General features: G+C 67.9%; 18 protein-coding genes. 13 read left to right on the top strand and 5 right to left on the bottom strand.

What is annotated here, in order from left to right:
• Window positions 1-2: 2 nt before the first annotated feature.
• Both AC5ZH6_RS18900 and AC5ZH6_RS18895 read right to left on the bottom strand, forming a co-directional pair.
• Window positions 3-1,019, bottom strand: a complete 1,017-nt coding sequence (locus AC5ZH6_RS18900; RefSeq protein WP_094600868.1) for a hypothetical protein — start codon at window positions 1,017-1,019, stop codon at window positions 3-5.
• Window positions 1,020-1,073: 54 nt separating this feature from the next.
• Window positions 1,074-1,733, bottom strand: coding sequence for a dTMP kinase (locus tag AC5ZH6_RS18895; protein ID WP_006370363.1), 660 nt, complete (start codon window positions 1,731-1,733; stop codon window positions 1,074-1,076).
• Between the two features lie 152 nt (window positions 1,734-1,885).
• Between AC5ZH6_RS18895 and mtrA the strand changes: the two genes are divergently transcribed.
• The 3 genes from mtrA to lpqB are packed head-to-tail and all read left to right on the top strand — an operon-like array spanning window position 1,886 to window position 5,989.
• A complete protein-coding gene (gene mtrA, locus AC5ZH6_RS18890) occupies window positions 1,886-2,563 on the top strand; it encodes an MtrAB system response regulator MtrA (protein ID WP_004023513.1) in 678 nt (225 codons plus the stop codon).
• Window positions 2,560-4,227 carry an MtrAB system histidine kinase MtrB gene (mtrB, locus tag AC5ZH6_RS18885; RefSeq protein WP_006370362.1) on the top strand — a complete coding sequence of 556 codons (1,668 nt, stop codon included), beginning with the start codon at window positions 2,560-2,562 and terminating at the stop codon, window positions 4,225-4,227. The genes mtrA and mtrB overlap by 4 nt, the downstream gene beginning before the upstream one ends.
• Window positions 4,217-5,989 (top strand): MtrAB system accessory lipoprotein LpqB, encoded by a 1,773-nt coding sequence (gene lpqB, locus AC5ZH6_RS18880; protein ID WP_496167649.1) that lies wholly within the window; start codon window positions 4,217-4,219, stop codon window positions 5,987-5,989. The genes mtrB and lpqB overlap by 11 nt, the downstream gene beginning before the upstream one ends.
• A gap of 28 nt (window positions 5,990-6,017) precedes the next feature.
• Here lpqB and AC5ZH6_RS18875 read toward each other — a convergent pair whose 3' ends face one another.
• A complete protein-coding gene (locus AC5ZH6_RS18875; protein ID WP_014360920.1) occupies window positions 6,018-6,698 on the bottom strand; it encodes a ComF family protein in 681 nt (226 codons plus the stop codon).
• A gap of 488 nt (window positions 6,699-7,186) precedes the next feature.
• On the opposite strand from AC5ZH6_RS18875, the gene hpf reads away from it, so the two are divergent.
• The 3 genes from hpf (at window position 7,187) to AC5ZH6_RS18860 (ending at window position 11,664) form a co-directional block, all read left to right on the top strand.
• Window positions 7,187-7,954 (top strand): ribosome hibernation-promoting factor, HPF/YfiA family, encoded by a 768-nt coding sequence (gene hpf, locus AC5ZH6_RS18870; protein WP_265076803.1) that lies wholly within the window; start codon window positions 7,187-7,189, stop codon window positions 7,952-7,954.
• 204 nt (window positions 7,955-8,158) lie between these two features.
• A complete protein-coding gene (gene secA, locus AC5ZH6_RS18865; protein WP_014360919.1) occupies window positions 8,159-10,984 on the top strand; it encodes a preprotein translocase subunit SecA in 2,826 nt (941 codons plus the stop codon).
• A 65-nt stretch (window positions 10,985-11,049) separates the two neighbouring features.
• A complete protein-coding gene (locus AC5ZH6_RS18860; protein ID WP_014360918.1) occupies window positions 11,050-11,664 on the top strand; it encodes an Rv3235 family protein in 615 nt (204 codons plus the stop codon).
• 8 nt (window positions 11,665-11,672) lie between these two features.
• Here AC5ZH6_RS18860 and AC5ZH6_RS18855 read toward each other — a convergent pair whose 3' ends face one another.
• Window positions 11,673-12,752: a 2,3-butanediol dehydrogenase gene (locus AC5ZH6_RS18855; protein ID WP_006370356.1), complete on the bottom strand. Its 1,080-nt coding sequence runs from the start codon at window positions 12,750-12,752 to the stop codon at window positions 11,673-11,675.
• A gap of 145 nt (window positions 12,753-12,897) precedes the next feature.
• Between AC5ZH6_RS18855 and AC5ZH6_RS18850 the strand changes: the two genes are divergently transcribed.
• The 6 genes from AC5ZH6_RS18850 (at window position 12,898) to AC5ZH6_RS18825 (ending at window position 20,196) form a co-directional block, all read left to right on the top strand.
• Window positions 12,898-14,340 (top strand): wax ester/triacylglycerol synthase domain-containing protein, encoded by a 1,443-nt coding sequence (locus tag AC5ZH6_RS18850; RefSeq protein ID WP_006370355.1) that lies wholly within the window; start codon window positions 12,898-12,900, stop codon window positions 14,338-14,340.
• Window positions 14,341-14,416: 76 nt separating this feature from the next.
• Window positions 14,417-14,983: a DUF6912 family protein gene (locus AC5ZH6_RS18845; RefSeq protein ID WP_006370354.1), complete on the top strand. Its 567-nt coding sequence runs from the start codon at window positions 14,417-14,419 to the stop codon at window positions 14,981-14,983.
• A 115-nt stretch (window positions 14,984-15,098) separates the two neighbouring features.
• The gene (locus AC5ZH6_RS18840; protein ID WP_050955267.1) at window positions 15,099-16,241 is read left to right on the top strand and encodes a ferredoxin reductase; all 1,143 of its coding nucleotides are present in this window, start codon (window positions 15,099-15,101) and stop codon (window positions 16,239-16,241) included.
• A gap of 121 nt (window positions 16,242-16,362) precedes the next feature.
• Window positions 16,363-17,475, top strand: coding sequence for a GNAT family N-acetyltransferase (locus AC5ZH6_RS18835; protein ID WP_006370352.1), 1,113 nt, complete (start codon window positions 16,363-16,365; stop codon window positions 17,473-17,475).
• 145 nt (window positions 17,476-17,620) lie between these two features.
• A complete protein-coding gene (locus AC5ZH6_RS18830; RefSeq protein WP_006370351.1) occupies window positions 17,621-18,943 on the top strand; it encodes a fatty acid desaturase family protein in 1,323 nt (440 codons plus the stop codon).
• A 44-nt stretch (window positions 18,944-18,987) separates the two neighbouring features.
• Entirely contained in the window at window positions 18,988-20,196 is a 1,209-nt protein-coding gene (locus tag AC5ZH6_RS18825) for a fatty acid desaturase family protein (protein ID WP_288337202.1), read from the top strand.
• 205 nt (window positions 20,197-20,401) lie between these two features.
• Here AC5ZH6_RS18825 and AC5ZH6_RS18820 read toward each other — a convergent pair whose 3' ends face one another.
• Window positions 20,402-21,664, bottom strand: a complete 1,263-nt coding sequence (locus tag AC5ZH6_RS18820; protein ID WP_014360913.1) for an MFS transporter — start codon at window positions 21,662-21,664, stop codon at window positions 20,402-20,404.
• 109 nt (window positions 21,665-21,773) lie between these two features.
• Between AC5ZH6_RS18820 and AC5ZH6_RS18815 the strand changes: the two genes are divergently transcribed.
• On the top strand, window positions 21,774-22,655 hold the full coding sequence (locus AC5ZH6_RS18815; RefSeq protein WP_014360912.1) for a LysR family transcriptional regulator: 882 nt from the start codon (window positions 21,774-21,776) through the stop codon (window positions 22,653-22,655).
• Window positions 22,656-22,677 lie beyond the last annotated feature (22 nt).

Here is a 22,677-nt window from a genome sequence, read left to right as displayed (position 1 = left end):
CCTCAGGCGGTGATGGCGGGCTCGGCGCCCGGGCAGTAGTACCAGGACGAGTTCTCGCGTTCGAAACTCACCGTGTCCTCCTGGCTGCTGCTGCGTTGCGATCCCAGCTCCAGGTGGGTCTGGATCGTCGACTGTGCGGTGTCGCCGTTGATGGAGTTCACCCGCAGTTGTTCGAGCACCAGGTTGCCCTGCTGTGTTGGCGCCTGCACCGACGATCGCGCCGCGCTACAGACCGTGGCCTGCATCCGGGCGACGTCGCGGGCATTGGCCGCGGCGATGTAGCGCTGCATCGCGTCGGCGATGGCGTATGTGGTCGCCGGGTCCACCGCGGACGTACCGTCGGTGTCCGGGGCGGACTGGGTCGGGGTGTCGGTGTCGGGTGCGGTGCTCGCGCCACCACCGCCGGGTGTGGACGGAGCGGTCGACGGCGCACCGGTCGCGACCGTGGTGTCGGTGCTGCTGCCGGTGTTGACCACGATCAACGTCACCGCGAGTGCCACGATCACGACGACCGTGAGCACGCCCGCGCCGATGGCAACGAGCGCGCCGGTGTTACGCGGGCCGCCCGGCGGACGTTGCCCGCCCCCGGGCATGCCGGGACCGGTCGGGCCGCCGGGCCCGAAGCCACCTCCCGGCACGCCGCCCGCCGGGAATCCAGGAGTCGCCGGCAGACCGAACGACCCGGGCGCCGGCTGAGACGGCGGCTGCTGGTACAGGGGCGGCTGCTGGTACGACGGCGGCACCGGTGATGAAAAGGGTTGGGCGGCAACGGGTTGCGACACCGGTGTCGGTGGCGGGAAGGCGGCCAGGCCGGGCGCGGGACCCTGCGGCGAAGGCGCCTGCGGTGGCGGAGCCTGTCCCTCGGCAGTCCAGGTCGTCATCGTGCGGGTCGGCATCTGCGCGGGCGTCGGGGTCGGTCCCGCACCGGGGGTCACCGGGTCGGCGACCTCCTCGGGCGTGGGTGCCGACTGTGCGGGCTCCCGCGGTGCATCGCCACCATGGGGCGGCGGATAGGTCATAAGTCTTCCTCGCGACGTGGGTCCAGCCAGGCTATCGGACCGCGTGCGGCGGCGTCAGCGCGCGTCATTCGGGTCGTCGACCCCGGCGCCGAGTAGGTCGATCAGTGTCTCCGGTGCCGCGTCGGCCACCTCCGTCCACGGCGAGGCCCACCCGGACCGGGCCAGCTCGCGATACGTCGCATCGACACGGCGTTGCAGATCCGCGTCGCGCTCATAGTGATCGCGGGGTCGCGTCGGGTCGCCGGCGGATCGTGCCTGCGCTCGACTCATCGCGACGTCCGCCGACACGGCGAGGAACAGGGTGTGGTCGGGTCGGGGGAGATCCAGCCGCCCGAATTCCAGGTCGTGCACCCATCGCACGACCTCACCGTCGGCGGATTGGGCGAGACGCGCGGCACTGTAGGCGGCGTTCGACGCGACATAGCGGTCGGCGACGACGACGTCATTGCTCTCGAGCGCGGCCCGGATCTCCGGGGCCGCCGCCGATCGGTCGAGCGCGAACAACAGGGCCATCGCGTACACGCTCTCGCGTAGGTCCCCGTGCTCGCCGTGGAGCGCCTCGGCCGCGACGTCGGCGAACAGCGACTGGTGATACCGCGGGAAGGTGACCGTGGCCACGGCGACACCCCGCTCCCGCCATCGCCGAACCAGGCCGGTGACCAGCGTGTTCTTACCGGCGCCGTCGAGTCCCTCGACGGCGATGAGTCGACCCACCTTGTGCTCCTGTGTGATTGACCGGTTGCCTGTGCGGTTGTGTCCGCGTGACCACTCTGCCCGGACGGCGGCGGCCACCGGCGTCCGGGCGTCACGAACGCGCGGCGCGTCGATCACGGCCGGATGGTCACAACAGTGTCACCATTGTCAGCATGAAGCCACGGATCCTCGTCGTCGATGATGATGCCGCGCTCGCCGAGATGCTCACGATCGTGTTGCGCGGCGAGGGGTTCGAGCCGTTCGTGGTGGGTGATGGGACCCAGGCGCTGACCGCTGTTCGCGAGATCCGCCCCGATCTGGTGTTGCTCGACCTGATGTTGCCGGGAATGAACGGCATCGACGTCTGCCGGGTGCTGCGCGCCGACTCCGGGGTGCCGATCGTGATGCTGACCGCCAAGTCCGACACCGTCGATGTGGTGCTCGGCCTGGAGTCGGGCGCCGACGACTACATGGTCAAACCGTTCAAACCCAAGGAACTCGTCGCCCGCGTGCGCGCGCGGCTGCGCCGCACCGACGAGGAGCCCGCGGAACTGCTGTCGATCGGGCCGGTGGAGATCGACGTTCCCGCACACAAGGTGACCCGCGACGGCGTCCCGATCTCCTTGACGCCGCTCGAATTCGACCTGCTCGTGGCGTTGGCCCGCAAACCCCGACAGGTGTTCACCCGCGACGTCCTGCTCGAGCAGGTGTGGGGTTATCGGCATCCGGCCGACACTAGACTCGTCAACGTGCATGTTCAGCGGTTACGCGCGAAGGTCGAGACCGACCCGGAGAACCCTGAGGTCGTTCTGACGGTGAGGGGGGTCGGCTACAAGGCCGGCCCGCCGTGATCGGTCGCAACAGACGACGCGTCAACAGCACCTTCGGACGGCTCACCCGCACGGCGAGCGCGATCGCCTCGGTCTTCGGCCGGATCTGGCGACGCTCACTGCAGTTGCGGGTTGTGGTCTCGACGTTGGTGCTGTCTTTCGTCGTGCTGCTGATCCTCGGGTTCGTCCTGATGAGTCAGATCACCGACCGGCTGCTCGACGTCAAACTCACTGCGGCGACCGAGGAGGTCGAGCGCGCCCGGGTGTCGGTGGAACGCGATCTCGCCAGCGGTGACGGCAACATGTCGGTGCAGAACCGGCTGCGCCAGACACGGTCGCTGCTCACCGACCGGGACATCGACAGCGGACAGTCGTCGGGCAACGTCGGCACGTTCGACACGGTGCTGCTGGTGCCCGGTACCGGCGCCGACGGCAGTGCGACCGGCGTCGGACCGGTGTCGGAGATCCCCCGGAACCTGCGCGACATGGTGCAGGGCGGTCAGATCGCCTACCAGTATTCGTCGGTGGCCAACTCGACCGGCGGCCAGGAACCCGCACTCATCATCGGCTCACCCACCAACGCCTCGGTGCCCGGGCTGGAGTTGTACCTCGTCTTCCCGTTGACCACCGAGAACAGCACCGTCGACCTGGTCCGGGGCACGTTGCTGACCGGTGGTGTGGTGTTGCTCGGTCTCCTGGCGGCAATCGCCTGGCTGGTGTCGAGACAGGTGGTCATCCCGGTGCGCTCGGCGTCGAGGATCGCCGTCCGATTCGCCGACGGCCGACTCAAGGAACGCATGCCGGTCCGCGGCGAGGACGACATGGCACGGCTGGCCATGTCGTTCAACGACATGGCCGAGAGCCTGTCCAAGCAGATCACCCACCTCGAGGAGTTCGGTGGGCTGCAACGGCAGTTCACCTCCGACGTCAGTCACGAGTTGCGGACGCCGCTGACCACCGTCCGGATGGCCAGCGACGTGCTCTATGAGGGCCGCGACGAACTCGACCCGGTGCGCCGCCGATCCGTGGAATTGTTGGACAAGGAACTCGACCGGTTCGAGACGCTGCTCAACGAACTGCTGGAGATCTCCCGACACGATGCGGGTATGGCCGAGCTGGCCGCCGAACGGATGGACATGGCGATCCCGATCGACGCTGCGCTCTCGACGGTGTCGCGCCTGGCCGAGGAGACCGGTACCGAATTGATCCTCGATCTCCCGGCCGAGCCGGTCCTCGCCGAGATCGACCCGCGCCGGGTCGAGCGAATCCTGCGCAATTTGCTGGCCAACGCGATCGACCACGGGGAGCGCAAACCCGTGACGTTGTCGATGCGTTCCGACGGCGACGCCGTGGCGATCACCGTCCGCGATCAGGGCATCGGTCTTCGTCCGGGTGAGGAGAAGTTGGTGTTCAACCGCTTCTGGCGCTCCGATCCGTCGAGGTTCCGCCGATCCGGCGGCACCGGGCTGGGCCTGGCGATCAGCATCGAGGACGCCCGGCTGCATCAGGGCCGGCTGGAAGCTTGGGGCGAACCCGGTCAAGGTGCCTGCTTCCGACTGACCCTGCCCCTGGTACGCGGACACAAGGTGCTCGGCTCTCCGCTGCCGCTGAAGCCGGTCGGCGCGAGCAAGGTCAAGAGCGTCGCCAAACCCGCCCGCGTCGAGGGAGCCGTCGGTGGCGAGTGAACATCGGTCGGCCGCGACGAGGTCGGTCGGGGCGAGATGGCGCCTGCTGGTACCGCTGCTGTGTGTCGTCGCGGCGCTGGTCGCGGCCTGCGGCGGTATCCCCGACGATTCGCTGCCGCAACCCATCAGCTCCTTCGCCCGCGAGGGCCCGACCAACGCGGTGCCGGCGCCCCAGCCGGACATGGACCCCGAGGCGCTGGTCCGCGCATACCTCAAGGCCACCGCGGCACCCACCGACGCGCACGCCGCGGCCCGCAAGTTCCTCGCCCCGGTGACCGCGGCGCAATGGGACGAGCGCGGTGACGCGATCATCCTCGATGACATCAACACCTACGTCGATCAGCGCAGCCCGACCGCCGTTCGGATGCGCCTCGTCGGCGACAACGTGGGCGTCCTCAAACCCGACGGTCAACTGCTGCCGGCGACCGGACAGGTGGAGACCACCCTGACGCTGGCGCGGGTGGGCAATCAGTGGCGCATCGACGGCACCCTGCCCGACCGCACGATGATCGACCGCAACCAGTTCGAGGTCAGCTACCGCTCGGTCTCGGTGTACTACACCGACCGGACGCGATCGCACCTCGTGCCGGACCCGAGGTGGCTCTACGGCGGTACCGATTCGGACCCGACGACGCTGGTGAACACGTTGATCGACGGGCCGGCCGACGATCTGGCCACCGCGGTCGATTCCGCGTTTCCGAGTGGGGCCGCGATGCGGGGTCCGGTCACTCCGGTGGCCGGCGGCGGGGTGCGCGTCGACCTGACCGGTATCGGCAGTCCGTCCACCCGGGATCGCACGCTGCTCGCCGCACAGATCATCTGGACCCTCAGCGGAGCCGACATCGGCGGTCCGTACGTCATCAACGCCGACGGTGCACCACTCGTCGGCGACCGGGCCGCGGGATGGCAGACGACCGACGTGCGGGCCTTCGACCCGAACGTGCCGCCGACATCGGCGGTGGGGCTCAACATCATTCGCAACGGAGCGATGTCCAAGGTCATCGACGACGGCACCGTGCTGGTGCCGGGTCCGCTCGGCGCCGGGACCTCGGTACGGTCGGCGTCGATCTCTCCGGACGGATCGCATGTGGCCGCCGTCCTCGCCGCCGACGGCCCCGACCCCCGGCTGAATCTGGCGGTCGGCGACTACGGTGGGGCGCCGACGACGATCGCCTCCGGCACGTCGATCACCCGGCCCTCCTTCGGTCCCGAGAACGACCTGGTCTGGGCCGTCGTCGACGGCCGGCCCGTCGAGTGGATCGGCAACGACCCCGGCGGTGCCCGCGTCGCCGAGATCGACGCCGGGCAGGTCGCCGCGCTGGTGCGCGGTCCGATCACCGAGATGCAGGTCGCCCCCGACGGGGTGCGGGTCGCGATGATCGTGTCCGGCCAGGTGGTGTTCGCGGTGCTCGCGACCAACGCCGACGGGCAACTCACCCTCGCGCAGCCGATGATCGCCGCCTACAACATCGGCAATCGCGCGGTGTCGCTGGACTGGGCGTCGCCGACCACCGTGATGGTCGCCCGTGACGCCACCGACTCGCCCGTGGTGCAGGTGTCGATCAGCGGCACCCCGGCCGTCGGCCTGCTCAGTGGCAACGTCTCGCCGCCGGTCACCGCGGTCGTTGCCAACCCGACGACCGTCTACATCGCCGACCAGCGTGGTGTGTTGCGTCTCGGCAGCACCAACGGTCAGGCCGACGAATACTGGACCGAGGTCGAACCGGCGATGACACCGGGGACCATCCCGGTCATCCCCTGACGACAACTCGGTTGTGGCGCCGGGCAATTCAGGCCCCGGCGAGGACGACGACCGCACCGATCCCGATGCCGTGTGCGCGGCACACCCGCACCGATTCGGCAGCCGTCGCGCCGGTGGTGAGCACGTCGTCGACGAGGATCGCCGCACCCGGAGGACAGCGTGCGCCGGCGCGGATACGGACGCTGCCACGCAGGTTCGCGCGCCGCTCGCGCGCGTCGAGACCCGACGAGTCGCGGGTGGTCATCGCCGTGGTCAACAGCGGCCGCACCCGGGCCCGTGGACCCAGTCGTCCGGCCGCGACGCCGGCGATTGCCGTCACCGGGTCACCGCCACGACGCCGGGCCGCAAGCGGGCGGGTCGGCGCCGGGATCAGATGCAGCCGCGCGGCGTCGGGCAGCTCGCCCCAGCGGGCCAGCGTGATCAGCGTGTCGGCCAGCGCCCGTCCGAGAGGTGTGACGAGGTCACGTCTTCCGTGCTCCTTCATCGCGATGATCGAGGCGCGCAGCGGTCCCCGATAACGTCCCACCGACCACACCGGGATGTCGATCGCCACCCGGGGATGCAGTTCGAGGGGCGCGTCGGCGATCCTCGCCGCACAGTCGGGACACCAGTCGCACCCGGGGCGGCCGCATCCACCGCACGTGCGGGGCAGGACGAGGTCGGCGCCCTCGACGCCGACTCGGCCCATCCCCACGGCGAGGACCGACATGAAAGAGCCAAAGGAGCGGGGCGGGGACGAAGTCACCCGACGAGCGTGGCATCAGACGCCAGCGATATCCGGCTGCGCAGGCGTGAGGGCGTCACCGCCGTGGACCGGTCCGGGTCTGTGTATCGCCGGTCGTTGCGCTCGGATGGTGGGCCGTTGGTCCCGACTTCGGTGACCACGACGTGACGCACTGATCAGAAACGTGGCCGCGCTGCGAACATCCGACTACGGTCAGAGGTACAAGAGGTTGATTGGTCATCGCGGAGGAGCACACACCGCTCCGCGCCGGGAGGTGAGGCCAGTGCACATGGGTGCCGACCGTCGGTCGGTACTGACTCGGTTCCTGCTCTGCGATTCTTGAGTCGACATTGAAGGATCCATCCGAAATCATTGAGCGCCAACTTCTTTGACAGTCCTCTTGGGCGCATGTGATTGGTGGACCCCGTGCTCGGCACCTCGAGGTCGAATAGCACTTTCCAGGAGGTAGTTCCATGTCATCTGTCATCCACCGCAAGGGCCAGCGCGAATCCAAGGTCGCCGCGGTCGACGACATCGACAACCAGTCCGCGTTCGTCATCCCACCGGGAACGGTGGAGTCCGACGAACCCGCCGAGCCCAACGCCAAGGTGGCGTTCAGCGGCCGCAACGTCGAAATACCCGAGCATTACCGGATCTTCGTCGGCGACAAGCTCGCCCGACTCGAACGCTACGATCCGACCATTTTCCGCTTCGACGTCGAGCTGAACCACGAACGCAACCGCCGCCAGTCCAAGGTCTGTCAGCAGGTGGAACTCACCGCGATGGGCAAGGGCCCGGTGGTACGCGCACAGGCGTGTGGCGAGAATTTCTACTCGGCACTCGAGTCGGCACTGGACAAGATCGAGTCGCGACTGCGTCGGGTCAAGGACCGCCGCAAGGTGCACTACGGCAACCGCCGACCGCTGTCGGTGGCCGAGGCCACCGAGGTCGGGGCGCCCCGCCTGCGTGACAACCAGCTGTCGGTCGATGCGGGCCCCTCGCCCGAGGGTGCCGAACAGTCGGCCGAACAGCAGTGGGATGACGGTGTCGCCGAACGCACGCCCGGTCAGGTGGTCCGTGTCAAGGAGCATCCCGCGGTGCCGATGACCGTCGACGACGCGCTCTACGAGATGGAACTCGTCGGGCACGACTTCTTCCTGTTCCACGACAAGGAGACCGACAAGCCGTCGGTGGTCTACCGACGCCACGCCTTCGACTACGGGCTGATCCGGCTCGCCTGACCGGCGAACCTGTCGAGCACGTCGGCGGGGCGGTGCGGACATATCGTCCGGACCGCCCTGCCGTGCGTCGGTAGGCGCATCGATCCCCGACCCCCGATGCGGCCGATCAGATCTTCTTCAGGCGGCCTCGGTACGATGGACGGCGGCCTGTGCGCTGCACGGGCCGTGGTTGGACGTCGACATGAGTAAGGGACTCGATCAACGGTGCTGAACAAGCTGCTGCGCATCGGCGAAGGCCGGATGGTCAAGCGACTCGATGCCATCGCATCGCACGTCGAGACATTGTCCGACGAGGTCGAGGCGCTCGGCGACGACGATCTGCGGGCCAAGACCGACGAGTTCAAGGAGCGCTACGCCGAGGGCGAGACGCTCGAGGAACTGTTGCCCGAGGCGTTCGCGGTGGCCCGCGAGGCCGCCTGGCGCGTTCTCGACCAGAAACACTTCCACGTCCAGATCATGGGCGGCGCGGCGCTGCACTACGGCAACATCGCCGAGATGAAGACCGGTGAGGGCAAGACCCTCACCTGTGTGCTGCCGGCCTACCTCAATGCGATCTCCGGTGACGGCGTCCACGTCGTCACCGTCAACGACTATCTCGCCAAGCGCGACGCCGAGTGGATGGGCCGGGTGCACCGGTTCCTCGGCCTCGAGACCGCGGTCATCCTGACCGGGATGTCGCCGGATCAGCGCCGCGAGGCCTACGCCGCCGACATCACTTACGGCACCAACAACGAATTCGGCTTCGACTATCTGCGCGACAACATGGCGCACTCCCTCGAGGAGTTGGTGCAGCGCGGCCACAACTTCGCGATCGTCGACGAGGTCGACTCGATCCTCATCGACGAGGCGCGCACCCCGCTGATCATCTCCGGGCCGACCGAGGGATCGAGTAAGTGGTACGTCGAATTCGCCCGCATCGCACCGCTTCTCGAGCGTGACGAGCACTACGAGGTCGACATCAAGAAGAAGACCATCGGCGTGCACGAGGCCGGCGTGGAGTTCGTCGAGGACCAGTTGGGCATCGACAACCTCTACGAGGCGGCCAACTCACCGCTGGTGAGTTATCTCAACAACGCCATCAAGGTCAAGGAGCTGTTCCACCGCGACAAGGACTACATCGTCCGCAATGGTGAGGTCCTCATCGTCGACGAGTTCACCGGTCGTGTGCTCGACGGACGCCGGTTCAACGAGGGGCTGCACCAGGCGATCGAGGCCAAGGAAGGCGTCGAGATCAAGGCCGAGAACCAGACGCTGGCCACGATCACGCTGCAGAACTACTTCCGCATGTACGACAAGCTCGCCGGCATGACGGGTACCGCCGAGACCGAGGCCGCCGAGTTCGACCAGATCTACAAGCTGGGCGTACTGCCGATCCCGACCAACAAGCCGATGATCCGCAAGGACCAGGGCGACCTGATCTACAAGACCGAGGAGGCCAAGTTCTCCGCGGTGGTCGACGACATCACCGAACGCCACGAGATCGGCCAGCCGGTGTTGATCGGTACCACCAGCGTCGAGCGCTCGGAGTATTTGTCGCGCCAGCTCACCAAACGCGACATCCCGCACACCGTGCTGAACGCGAAGTTCCACGAGCAGGAAGCCCAGATCGTCGCCGAGGCCGGTCGTATCGGTGCGGTCACCGTCGCCACGAACATGGCCGGTCGCGGTACCGACGTCGTGCTCGGCGGCAACCCCGACATCATCGCCGACACGCGGCTGCGCAAGGCGGGCCTCGACCCGGTGTCGACTCCCGACGAGTACGAGGCCGCGTGGGAAGAGGCGATCGAGACCGCGCGGGCGGCCGCGGCCGAGGAGGCCGAGCAGGTCCGTGCGGCCGGCGGTCTGTACGTGCTCGGTACCGAACGCCATGAGTCGCGTCGCATCGACAACCAGTTGCGCGGCCGTTCCGGTCGTCAGGGCGATCCGGGGGAGTCCCGGTTCTACCTCTCGCTCGGCGACGAGCTGATGCGCCGATTCAACGGCGCGGCCCTCGAGTCGATCATGAACCGGGTGAACCTGCCCGACGACGTGCCCATCGAGGCGAAGATGGTCACCAAGGCCATCCGCAGCGCGCAGACCCAGGTCGAGCAGCAGAACTTCGAGGTCCGCAAGAACGTCCTCAAGTACGACGAGGTGATGAACGAGCAGCGCAAGGTCATCTACGCCGAGCGCCGCACCATCCTCGAGGGCTCCGACCACCGGGAGCAGATCCTGGAGATGGTTGCCGAGGTCGTCGGCGCGTATGTCGACGGAGCGACTGCCGAGGGCTATGCCGAGGACTGGGATCTCGACGAACTGTGGTCGGCGTGCCGTGCGCTCTACCCGATCGAGCTCGATCCCAAGGAGGTCGTCGGCGAGAACGAGTACGGCGAGCGTGACGACATCTCCGCCGAGGAGCTCAAGGAGATCCTCATCGCCGACGCGCAGGCCGCCTACGAGAAGCGGGAGGCGCAGATCACCGAGGTCGCCGGCGAGGGCGCGATGCGTCAGCTCGAGCGGACGATCCTGCTGTCGGTGCTCGACCGCAAGTGGCGCGACCACCTCTACGAGATGGACTACCTGCGTGAGGGCATCCACCTGCGGTCGATGGCCCAGCGTGACCCGGTCGTGGAGTATCAGCGCGAGGGTTTCGACATGTTCAGCGGCATGCTCGAGGGCCTGAAGGAAGAGACCCTGCAGTTCCTGTTCAACGTGCAGGTCCAGACCGAGGCCCCGCCCGTTCCCGCGCCCGCCGCGGCCTCACTGCGACAGCCGGCACCCGCGCTGGCCGGTGCCGCGACCGGTGCGTCGAGCCAGGCGCCGCCTGCACTGCGGGCGGTCGGTGACGGCGCGCCCGACGACGGTGGCCCCGATGTCTCGGCGATGACGTTCTCCGGACCAGACGAGGGTGGTGGCGAGGTCAGCCACAGTGAGGCCGAGGAGCTAGAGGATCCGGCGGTCGTGTCGGCGTCCCGGCGTGAACGCCGCGCCGCGGCCCGTGCGCAGACCAAGACCTCCCGACCACCGAAGGCCAAGAAGAAGCGTCGGTAGCGCGGTCGCCGAAAAAAACTTCGGACAAAGTGGAACCGGAGCGCCCTGCGGTGCGTCCGATTTCCATGACCACAACCCTCACCGCCACCGTTCCCGCCGACGCTCCCGCTCGCGCAGGGGCTCATGCTCCCGTTCACGCGGTGGCCGATGCCCCCGTCGATCATCTGCGCGTCGTTGCCGCACCCGCCTACGAGCCGGTCGGGGAGCCGAGCCGGGCGACCGACGGGCCGCTGGTGACCGCGCCGCTCGGCACGCCGCCGGTGCGACGACCCGAGCCGGTGGCGGTACCGGCGGGAACGGTCGAGGCACGACGCGTTGCCGCGCGGACCATCACCGCACTGCTCGAGGTCCTCGATCGGCGGCGTCCGGCGGTACACCTGGAGACCGCGGTCTCCCCGCAGCTCTACGAACACATCGTCACCCTGCTGCGCCCCGACATCGCCCGGCCCGAGAACCGCGCCGTGGGCGTGAGCGCCCGCATCCGACGAATCCACATCCAGATGTGTGATCCGTCGACGGCGGAGATCTTCGGCAGTTTCGAGCGGGGTCGCCGGGTTCGCGCTTTCGCCGGACGCATCGAACGCGTCCCGGTCCGGGTGCGCCAGGCCGGCCGGGTCCGATCCAGCCTTCCGGTTCGGGTCGAATACCGGTGGCGGCTGGCGACGTTGGAGATGAGCTGAGCCGGCGCTCAGCGCACGCCCGCACCGGACGGCGACACCAGGATCTTCACCGCGGTTTCGTTGTGGTGCAACAACGTGTCGAAGCCCTCGTCGAGAAGCTGGTCGAGTCCGATGCGCCCGGTGATGAAGGGTGCGAGATCGACCTTGCCCTCCTCGACGAGCCGGATGGTCGCCGGATGACTGTTGACATAGGCGATGGTGCCGCGCATGTCGATCTCCTTGAGCACCAGCTTCTGCATGTCGAGCGTTCCGGGGTGACCCCAGATCGACACCACCACAAGGACTCCCGTCGGCTTGAGTGCATCGAAGAGGGTGTCGAGGGCAGGTTGCACCGAGGTGCATTCGAAGCCGACGTCGGCGCCGCGACCGTCGGTGAGGTCGCGGACGACCTGCACCACGTCCTGCGTCGACGGGTCGACGATGTGGTCACCGACGCCGGTGTCACGTGCCTTCTCCCGGCGCAACCGACTCGGTTCGCTGACGATCGTGGTGATGCCTTCGGCCTTGCACACCGCTGCGGTGAGCAGACCGATCGGGCCGGCTCCGGTGATCAACGCGACGTCCCCGGCACCGGCGCCACTGCGTTGCACCGCATGGAAACCCACCGACAGGGGTTCGATCAACGCCGCCTGGTCGAGGGGAATGTCCTTGGACACCTTGTGGACCCAGCGTCGCTCGACGACGATCTTCTCGCCGAGACCACCGCCGCGACCACCGAGCCCGATGAAATTCATGTCGGCCGAGAGGTGATAGTTGTGGCTGTCCGGGCCGGTGTCGACGCCGTCGGCGATGATGTAGGGCTCCACGACGACGTGATCGCCCGGCGCGAGATCCTCGACACCGTCGCCGACCGCCGAGACCACGCCCGACATCTCGTGTCCCAGCGTGATCGGCGCGCTCTCGCCGCTGATCGGCTGCGGATGCCCCGACGGCGGGATGAAGATGGGCCCGTCGGCGTACTCGTGCAGGTCGGTGCCGCAGATCCCACACCACGCCACGTCGATGGCGACCGTTCCGGGCTCGACGGTGGGCTCGTCGATGTCCTCGATCCGGATGTCCCCGCGGTCGTAATAGCGTGCTGCGCGCATCATCAACTCCGTTCTTCTCCGGTGCCGGCGCACCGTCGTGGTCGTCGGTTCCTCGCCGGGCACTCTGGCATCGAGTGAAGAACCGAGCGCCCGGGTCGGGCAACAGTTGCCGAGGGGTTGCACCCGAGGCCTTACGATCGTCGATGTGGCCAATCGGTTGTCCCCGCGCGAGGCGATGTACTACTTCCTGGATCCGGCGGGCGCGACCAGCCATCTGGGGGCGCTGCTGATCTTCGACGATGCCGGCCCGCCCGCCGGGGCCGCACCCGACGGGGCCCAGCACGTCCTCGACTACCCCTCGCTGGTGTCGTTGGTGGAGAACCGGTTACAGCTCGCGCCGCGCTACCGGCAGATCGTCCTGCCGGTGACGATGGGTCTGGCGCGGCCGGTGTGGGTCGACGATCACGACTTCGACATCAACTTCCACATCCGCCGCTCCGGGCTGCCCCGCCCGGGCACCCTGGCCGAGCTCGGCGATCTGATCGCGCGCGTGATGTCGCGCCCGCTGGATCGGTCCCGGCCGCTGTGGGAGATGTATCTGATCGAGGGGCTCGAGGGCAACGGATATGCGGTGCTCACCAAGAGCCATCGGTGTCTGGTCGACGACTTCGCCGGACCCGAGATCAGTCAGGTGATCACCGACGAGACCGCCGACGTCGTCCAGTACGAGCCCGACCTGTGGATGCCCGGACACCCACCCGGTGCGACGTCGCTGGCGATCGGTGCACTCGCCGAGGCGGTGTCGCGGCCGGGGGAGTTCATCGACTCGGTCGTCACCGGCAACGGCGTCGTCGGGGGTGTCCGCACGGTCGTCGACTCCACGGTGCGTCGCATCGGCGATCTGATCGGGGACGTGACCGACTCGGCGCCGCAGAGTCCGCTGAATTCGCCGGGCAGTTCCTCGCAGATGTTCGCGGTGTCCTCGGTGCCCCGTCGTGACTGCGCCAAGATCGCCGAGCACCACCGCTGCACCGTCAACGATGTGGTGCTGGCGATCGTCAGCGGCGTGATGCGCCGATGGCTGTTGTCCTTCGACGTCGCCGCACCCATCACCGACACGGTCCGCGTCGAGATCCCGCTGTCGACCCGGGATCCGGGGGTGGCACCGGACGCCGAGCGGGATGCCACGTGGATCGATGTGGGTACCCCGGGCTTCGTGACGGATCTGCCCGTGGGAGAGGACAATCCGAAGGTGCGACTCTCGCAGGTCGCCGCGCTCGCCGATCGGTACGCCCAATCGTCGCGCCGGGTGACACTCGGTCCGCGTCCGCTGCTTCCCGAACTCGGTATGGTGCCGTTCCCGGAATTCAGCTCGTGGGCCTTCCGGTCGTTGGGCACTCGGGGCTACAACATCCCCCTGTCCATCACCAGCTCGCCGGTGTCGGATCGATATGTCTTGGGGCGCAAGGTGAGTGCTCTGCATGCGGTGCCGGGCCTGATCGCCGGACATGCGCTGTCGATCGGGGTGGTGGAGTATCTCGACCGGTTGAACTTCGCGTTCACCGCCGACCGCGGCGTGATCGGTGATCTGCCCGCCCTCGCGGGTTATGTCGCCGAGTCGTTCGAGGAATTACTGGGGGCGCAATGACTGGGAGCGATCGCGTGGTCACGCCCACCGCCGCCGGCCAGTAGGGTGAGCGCGTGCAGAAGCGAAGGACTCATCGATGAGGGTGTACTTTCCGGCGACGTTGACGATGTTGATGGAACTCGACGAGTCGGGTGAGTTCCGGCCGGTCGGCGGAACGGGATTCGCGCTGACCCCGGCCCTGCGCGAATCGTTCCTGTCCGGCGACGACGAGGAACTCGCCGAGGTCGCGATGCGTGAGGCCGCGCGGGCGTCGTTGCGGCTGCTCGCCGGTGAAGCCCCCGCACCCGGTGACGCCCACGCCGATGCCGAACTCGCCGCCGATGCGGCGGGTACCAAGCCCGGTGTCACCCCGAAGCTGCCACCGCGTCGGGCCGTCGTGGCCGCCGACGTCGAGAACCCCACCCTGCATCCCGAACTCGACGACGCCGTGGTCCGTGTCGCCGGACCGATCCCGCGCTCGGCCGTCGCCTCGGTGCACGTCGACGGGGCCGACGCCGAGGCCGCGGTGCGCAACGCCGTGGTCGTCATCGACGCCGCCGACCTCGGTGACGAGGACGCCGAACTGGCCGTCGGCGACGTCGAGGATCACGACCTGGGGTGGTATGCCACCCAAGAGCTGCCGTTCCTCCTCGAACTGCTCTGAGACGCCACACCGCCCCGGCGACAGCTGCTGACGGCCGGTCGCCGACACGCTAACCTACGCTCCCGTAGGTTACGGTGGTCCGGTGAGCGGATCGACGAGTTCGAGGATGGGCGCCATGAAGATCAGGGCTGGGGGAATCAGCATTCGGGACATCCGGGAGCGATTCGAGGAACCGGTGTCGGGGATCGCCGCCCGGACCAGGGGCGGGCAGTGGATTCGGGCTGCTGTTGCCCGGGTGACCACCCCGCTGCTGCCCGACGACTATCTGCATCTGGCCAATCCGCTGTGGTCGGCGCGCGAACTGCGCGGCAAGATCGTGTCGGTCACCGCCGAGACCGAGGACTCGGCGACCATTCGGATCCGCCCGGGGTGGGGATTCTCCTTCGACTACGTGCCCGGTCAGTACATCGGCATCGGCGTGCTCGTCGACGGTCGGTGGACCTGGCGCTCCTACTCGCTGACCTCCGTCCCCGACACGACGCGCGACGAGGGGACCATCGCCATCACCGTCAAGGCGATGCCGGAGGGCTTCCTGTCCTCGCATCTGGTCAACGGCCTGACGCCGGGCACCGTCGTGCGGTTGGCCGCACCGCAAGGTGAATTCGTGCTCCCGCAACCACTTCCGGACAAGATCTTGTTCGTCACGGCCGGCAGTGGCATCACGCCGATCATCTCGATGCTGCGCACCATGGCTCACCGCCACCAGCGCACCGACATCCGGCTCATCCATTCCACCCCGACGCCCGCGGATCTGCTCTTCGGCGACGAACTGGCCCGCTTGCACGCCGACGGCGTCATTGATCTGCACATCCAATACACCCGGACCGACGGCAAGGTGACCCCGGACTCGCTGACCGCACTGTGCCCGGATTGGACGCAGCGGCAGACGTGGGCGTGCGGACCGGGCGCCTTCCTCGACATGGTCTCCGGTGTGTTCGCCGACGGTCATGCCGATCTACTGCACATCGAGCGGTTCGCCCTCGAGCGTGGCGTGGTGGGCGCGGTGGGCGGGACGGTGACGTTCGGCCGTTCCGGGCGCACGCAGGACGTCGACGGCGCCACCACTCTGCTCGAGGCGGGGGAGTCGGCGGGTGTCCTGATGCCGTTCGGGTGCCGCATGGGTATCTGTCAGAGCTGTGTGGTGATGCTCGACCGCGGATGCGTTCGCGACCTGCGGTCGGGCGTCGAACACGTCGAGGGTGAACGCATCCAGACCTGTGTCAGCGCGGCGGCGGGGGACTGCACCCTCGACGTCTGACAGCGCGCTGCGACGCCCCGCCGCCGTGCCCGGACCCGATCGATCGGGTGCAAACATCGCCCCGTCGCCGCAGACCCGTTAGGCTCGAACACGGCTGCTGTCGACCACGGAGGAGATCCGCGTGCGAGCCGAAGTGTCCCGACTGTCCGAAACGACCGAGGTTCCGGTCTGCTCCGACGGGGTGGTCACCCTGCGGGCACACCGGGGCGACGACATCGATCGCGTGGTCGGTTATGCCACCGACCCGCTGACCATGCGCTGGGCGCGCATGCCCTCGCCCTACGGCCGTTCCGACGCCGAGCGATTCATCGACGGGGCCCTGCGGGGGTGGGACGACGGCGACTCCATGACCTGGGCGATCGAGCACGAGGGCCGATTCGTCGGCAGCGTCGAACTGCAGGGCGCCGGGCGGATCGTCGAGGTCGGATTCGTCCTGCACCCCGACGCCCGGGGAGCGGGCCTCGCGCGTCGCGCCGTGGTGCTCGCGATGACGTACGCGGCCGCCGAACGCGACGTGGAGGTCGTGCGGTTCCACGCCGCCGAGGGCAATCTGGCGAGCCTTCGGGTCGCCCACGCGGCCGGGTTCACCCTGCTCGCGCGTCTGCCGGACTGGCTCGAGATGAACAGCCGCGTTGTCGACGCGTGGTGTGCCAAGTGGCATGCCGGCGACGACTTCGCACCGAAATCGCGGTGGCATGCCACCACCTTCGACACCGAACGATTCCGGTTGCGCCCGCTGGCCGAGAAGGATGACGAGCGGATCCGCGAGACCCTCGACGACCCGATCTCGCGCAAATACCTCTTCGAGCGCCCCGATCCGCTGTCGGTCGAACATGCGGCACTCGAACGCACCCGTAAGTGGTGGACCGCTGCTTGCGGGAACACCTGCACCTGGGCGGTCGCCGATCAGGAGACCGACGAATACATGGGCGACATCTCGATCTTCGCGATCGACGACGTCACCGGCGCCGAGATCGGCTTCTACACGCATCCGGCGTCGCGCGGCAAAGGTGTTCTGGGAGAAGCATTCCCGGCGGCGGTGCGCCACATCTTCGATGTCCTCGACATCCGGCGGCTGACGATGTTCGCCGCCGCCTCCAACGAGGGCAGTAGGGCGCTCGCCCGCAACGCCGGTTTCACCGAGTTCGGCACCCAGCCCCTGGCCGCGAGTTCCGACGGCCACATCGAGGATCTCGTCGGGTACGAGCTCCTGCGGGAGAACTGCACACTCTGAGCGGTCCCGACCGAGGTCGCACCGATGTCTGTTTCACCAAGGCTGGACAGCTCGCGCCCAGTAACCTACGCTATCGTAAGTTACGGAAACGTAGCCGTAGGCCGGAGCGGATTGTCCCGGCCGCGGCGTGAGGTGAGAGGAACCCATGGCGATCACCGACATCCCCGAATACGCCCACCTGTCCGAGTCCGACGTCGAGGCCCTCGGCGCCGAACTCGATGCCATCCGGGCCGACATCGAGGCGGCACGCGGAGAGCGTGACGCCCGCTACATCCGCAACACGATCCGCTTCCAACGCGGACTCGAGCTCGCCGGTCGGACGATGATCGCCGGCTCGCGCAATCGCGGGCTGTGGTGGGCGGGTGCAGCCACCCTCGGCGTCGCCAAGATCGTGGAGAACATGGAGCTCGGGCACAACGTGATGCACGGGCAGTGGGATTGGATGAACGATCCCGAGGTGCACTCGACCACGTGGGAGTGGGACAACACCGACCCCTCGGCGCATTGGAAGCACACCCACAACTACATCCATCACAAGTACACCAACGTGCTCGGCATGGATGACGACGTGGGCTATGGGCTGCTGCGCGTGACGCGCGATCAGCGGTGGCGGCCGTTCTACCTGGGCAACCTGGTGTACAACACGCTGCTCGCGCTGTTGTTCGAATACGGCGTTGCCGCACAACATCTCGAGCTCGGCAAGAAGCGCCGCACCCCCGAGGCCAAGGAACAGTTCCGCCGGGATCTGGCCGACGTGGGCCGCAAGGTGGGCAGGCAGCTCGCCAAGGACTATGCCGTGCAGCCGACCCTGGTCGCCGCCGCAGCGGTGGTGTTGGGTGGCGACAAGCGGGATGCCGCAACGGCTTTCCGCAAGGCGGCGACCGCCGACGCGATGGCCAACGTCATCCGTAACCTGTGGACCAACGCCGTCATCTTCTGCGGGCACTTCCCGGACGGCGCCGAGAAGTTCACCAAGCAGGACGTCGACTCCGAGACGCAGGCCGAGTGGTATCTGCGACAGATGTTGGGCAGCGCCAACTTCCGGTGCGGACCGGTGCTGGCATTCATGAGCGGCAACCTCTCCTATCAGATCGAGCACCACATCTTCCCCGATCTGCCGAGCAATCGGCTCGCCGAGATCGCGGTGCGGGTGCGCGCGCTGTGCGAGAAGTACGACCTGCCCTACACCACCGGCTCGTTCCCGCTGCAGTACGCGAAGTCGTGGCGCACCATCGCCAAGCTGTCGCTGCCGAACAAATACCTCTCGGCCACCGCCGACGACGCACCCGAGACCGCGTCCGAACGTCGTTTCAAGCAAGGTCTGCCCGAGGGCACCAGATTGCATGCGACCGTCGACCCGTTGACCGGGCGGCGCCGCGGACTGCGCTCGGCGATCAAGTCCCTGCGCGAGCGTCGGCGGACCCGAGTGGGACGATCGTCCCAGGTGGTGGAGCGTCGCGCGGCATGAGGCGGGCTCCCCGTCTCGGCGCCGCAAGCGCATAATGGACACCGATGGCAATCACCGACATCAATGAGTACGCACACCTGACCGACGCCGACGTCGAGGCGCTCGGGGCCGAACTCGACGCGCTGCGTCGCGAGATCGAGGCCGACCGCGGGGTGCGCGACGTCACCTACCTGCGGCGCACGATCCTCGCACACCGGGTCCTCGAGGTCGCCGGGCGTCTCGCGCTGCTCGGCAGCCATCGGCGGTCGTTGTGGCTGCTGGGCAGCGGCGCGCTCGCAGTGGCCAAGATCATCGAGAACATGGAGCTCGGGCACAACGTGATGCACGGGCAGTGGGATTGGATGAACGATCCCGAGGTCCACTCGACGACGTGGGAATGGGACATGGTGTGCGCGTCGCCGCACTGGAAGCACTCCCACAACTACATCCATCACAAGTACACCAACGTCGTCGGCATGGATCACGACGTCGGCTACAAGATCCTGCGGGTCACCCGCGACGAGCCCTGGGAACCGCGACGCGCGCTGCAGCCGCTGTTCAACGTCATCCTGGCGGCCACCTTCGAATGGGGCATCGGCCTGCACGACCTCGCGCTCAAAGAGGTCATTCAGGGCGAGAAGCCCAAAGAGGTCGCGATCCCGCAGATGAAGGAATTCGGTCGCAAGATCGGCAAGCAGGTCGCCAAGGACTATGTGTTGTTCCCGGCGCTGACCGGCCCGAATTTCCGGCACACCCTGACCGCGAATCTGACGGCGAATCTGATCCGCAACCTGTGGGCGTACGTGGTCATCTTCTGCGGTCATTTCCCGGACGGCGCGGAGAAGTTCACCGTCGACACCCTCGAGGACGAGACCCAGGGTCAGTGGTATCTGCGACAGATGTTGGGCAGCGCCAACTTTCACGCAGGCCCGGCCATGGCGTTCATGTCGGGGAACCTCTGCTACCAGATCGAGCACCATCTCTATCCCGATCTGCCGAGCAATCGGCTCGCCGACATCTCGGTGCGCGTGCGTGAACTGTGTGAGAAATACGATCTGCCCTACACGACCGGCTCGCTGTGGGTGCAATACGGCAAGACGCTGCGCACCATCAACAAACTCGCGTTGCCGGACCGGTTCCTGCGCGACACCGCCGACGATGCACCCGAGACGGCGTCGGAACGGCGCTTCGCGGGCATCGACAAGGCGCTCGGTCTGCGCTCGGCCATCGCCGAGGCCCGGCGCAGGCGGCGGTTGCGCCGTCGCGCGCGCTGAGTCGGGCTTAGGGCATATCTCCCAATTCCCTTTGCGCGTCTTTGCGGCTCGATGGTCCCCTGGCGGCGTTGTCGTCGGTCACGACAGCTCCGCTATCGCTCCCCTTCGAGGCTCGTGCCTCGCACCTCAGGACGGCGCCTCCTCCGCCTTGCCAGGAAACCATCGACCTCGCAAAATCCATCGCAGAGGAATCGGGAGACACGCCCTAGACCGCCTGGACTTCGCCGCGCAGCCGTTGCTGCGCGGCGACTCCTTGCACCGAGTGCTCGCGCTCACCGATCGCGAACGCCGCCCACAGCACGATGCCGAGTACTGCGGTGGCCGCACCCGCAGCGCACACCAGGTTCCAGCCGCCGATCTGATACGCCCACCCGCCGAACGCCGAACCCGCGACGCCACCGGCGAAGTAGGCCACCATGTAGGCGGTCGTCAGCCGAGAGCGTGCCTCGCCGTCGAGCGAGTACACCGCGGCCTGGTTGGCGATCTGCACGCCCTGTACGCCGAAATCGAAGACGAGCAGCGCCAGGATCAGCACCAACACCTGATGCGCACCCGCCCACAGCAGCCCCCAGCTGAGAAGCTGGACGACCCACACGCCGTACTGGGTGTGGCGCAGATAGCCGCGGTCGGCGAGTCTGCCGACCCGCGGGGCGGCCAGTGCGCCGGCCACCCCGGCCAGACCGAACAGCCCGATCTCGGCGTCGGAGAAGTGATACGACGAGCCGTGCGCTCCGGCGAGCAGGAACGCGATCGCCGTCCACATCGCGGAGAAGGCGGCCATGTTCAGCCCGCCGAGCACCATGCGGTGTCGCAGGACGTTCTCCGACCGGATCAGCGTCGCGATCGAGGCCAGCACACGCGGATACGAGGTGCTGTTCGAGCGCTCGACCGCGGTGTGCGGCGCCCGCCACCACACGGCCGCGGCCATCATCACCTGCATGACCGCGGCGACGACGAGCACGGTGCGCCAGCCGCCCGCCTGCGCGATGAGACCCGACAGGACGCGCGAGAACAGGATGCCGACGAGCAATCCGCTCATCACCGTGCCGACGACGGCGCCGCGTTCACTCGGCCCGGCCACCGCCGCGGCCCACGGCACGACCACCTGCGCCGCCGACGCCGACACCCCGACCGCGAACACCATGATCATCAGGACCGCGTAGGTGGGTGCGGCCGCGGCGATCGCCAAACCGATGCACGACACGACCAGCAGCCCGCCGACGAGCCGTCGGCGGTCCAGGAAGTCGCCCAGTGGTACGACCAGAGCCAGACCGATCAGATAGCCGACCTGGGTCACCGAGATGATCAGGCCCGCGGCCGTCGTCGAGACGTGGAGGTCGCCGCCGACCTCGTGCAGCAGGGGCTGCAGGTAGTAGAGACAGCCCGCCGAGGACCCCGCGGTCACCGCGAACAACAGCACGATCACCCGGCTGAGTCGGGTGGTCGGGGAGGAGGTCGTCGAAGCCATGTGTCCATGGTGCGGCGCGGTCGCCGTGAAGAAAAGCGATAGATTCTGATGGCCACATCTACATGGAAGATGATGGCCAGGTCGGCGGGGGAGTGAGAGGGCGATCACGATGGAACTGCGGCAACTCGACTACTTCCTCGCGTGCTGTGAGCATGGCACCTTCACCGCTGCGGCACGGTCGATGCAGGTCGTGCAGTCGGCGGTGTCGACGTCGGTGGCCAAACTCGAGCGCGAGGTCGGCGCGCAACTCTTCGATCGCACCCCGACCACGCTGGTGCTCACCGAGGCCGGGCGCGCCGTCGTCGAACCCGCTCGAGCCGCGGTCCGGGCGCGCGCCGAGATCGTCGACGCCCTCGCGGCGCTGCGCGGGGACATCCGCGGTGATGTCGCGGTGGGTGCCTTGGTCAACATCGTCACCATCGATCTCGCGGAGGCGTTCGGGGCGGTGCATCGGCGGCATCCGGGTGTCGCGATCGCGATGCGGCAGAATCCGCAGGGCAGTCAGGGCAACATCCGCGGGCTGCGCGACGGAACGCTGGATCTGGCACTGCTCGGCGGTCCGGATCAGGAGATCCCCGGCATCACCGTGTACCGGCTGGCCCGAGAGCCTCTGGTGCTCGTGGCCCACCCCGACCACCGGCTGGTTCGGGCCGGCGGCTTCGCGGCCGCGGATCTCGCCGCCGAACGCACCATCGACTACCCGCCCGGCTGGGGCACCCGCGCGGTGACCGACAAGTGGCTCCCGCATCGCCGATCGGTGATCGAGGTGGCCGATCAAGAGTTCGGTATCCGATTGGCGCTCAACGATTTCGGGGTGACATTGGTGCCCTGGAGCGTCGCCCACGACCACGCCGGAGCGGTGGGGGTGCCCTGCACCGACCGTGATCTCGACTGGGTTGTCTCGATCGCGCACTCCTCGGTGCGCTCGCCGTCGACGGCCGCCCGGGCGGTCCTCGACATCGTCCGGGAGGTGACGACGCGGACCGCCTGACGCTACATTTGTACCAATGTCC

The sequence above is a fragment of the Gordonia sp. YC-XJ4 genome (assembly GCF_059511865.1).
This window is presented reverse-complemented; position numbering and strand designations above follow the sequence as displayed.

Bases quoted from the DNA above. Each gene is read 5' to 3' on its own strand.
- AC5ZH6_RS18900 (WP_094600868.1), bottom strand. From the start codon at position 1,019: ATGACCTATCCGCCGCCCCATGGTGGCGATGCACCGCGGGAGCCCGCA.
- mtrA (WP_004023513.1), top strand. From the start codon at position 1,886: ATGAAGCCACGGATCCTCGTCGTCGATGATGATGCCGCGCTCGCCGAG.
- AC5ZH6_RS18875 (WP_014360920.1), bottom strand. From the start codon at position 6,698: ATGTCGGTCCTCGCCGTGGGGATGGGCCGAGTCGGCGTCGAGGGCGCC.
- hpf (WP_265076803.1), top strand. From the start codon at position 7,187: ATGTCATCTGTCATCCACCGCAAGGGCCAGCGCGAATCCAAGGTCGCC.
- AC5ZH6_RS18860 (WP_014360918.1), top strand. From the start codon at position 11,050: ATGACCACAACCCTCACCGCCACCGTTCCCGCCGACGCTCCCGCTCGC.
- AC5ZH6_RS18855 (WP_006370356.1), bottom strand. From the start codon at position 12,752: ATGCGCGCAGCACGCTATTACGACCGCGGGGACATCCGGATCGAGGAC.
- AC5ZH6_RS18845 (WP_006370354.1), top strand. From the start codon at position 14,417: ATGAGGGTGTACTTTCCGGCGACGTTGACGATGTTGATGGAACTCGAC.
- AC5ZH6_RS18840 (WP_050955267.1), top strand. From the start codon at position 15,099: ATGAAGATCAGGGCTGGGGGAATCAGCATTCGGGACATCCGGGAGCGA.
- AC5ZH6_RS18830 (WP_006370351.1), top strand. From the start codon at position 17,621: ATGGCGATCACCGACATCCCCGAATACGCCCACCTGTCCGAGTCCGAC.
- AC5ZH6_RS18825 (WP_288337202.1), top strand. From the start codon at position 18,988: ATGGCAATCACCGACATCAATGAGTACGCACACCTGACCGACGCCGAC.
- AC5ZH6_RS18820 (WP_014360913.1), bottom strand. From the start codon at position 21,664: ATGGCTTCGACGACCTCCTCCCCGACCACCCGACTCAGCCGGGTGATC.
- AC5ZH6_RS18815 (WP_014360912.1), top strand. From the start codon at position 21,774: ATGGAACTGCGGCAACTCGACTACTTCCTCGCGTGCTGTGAGCATGGC.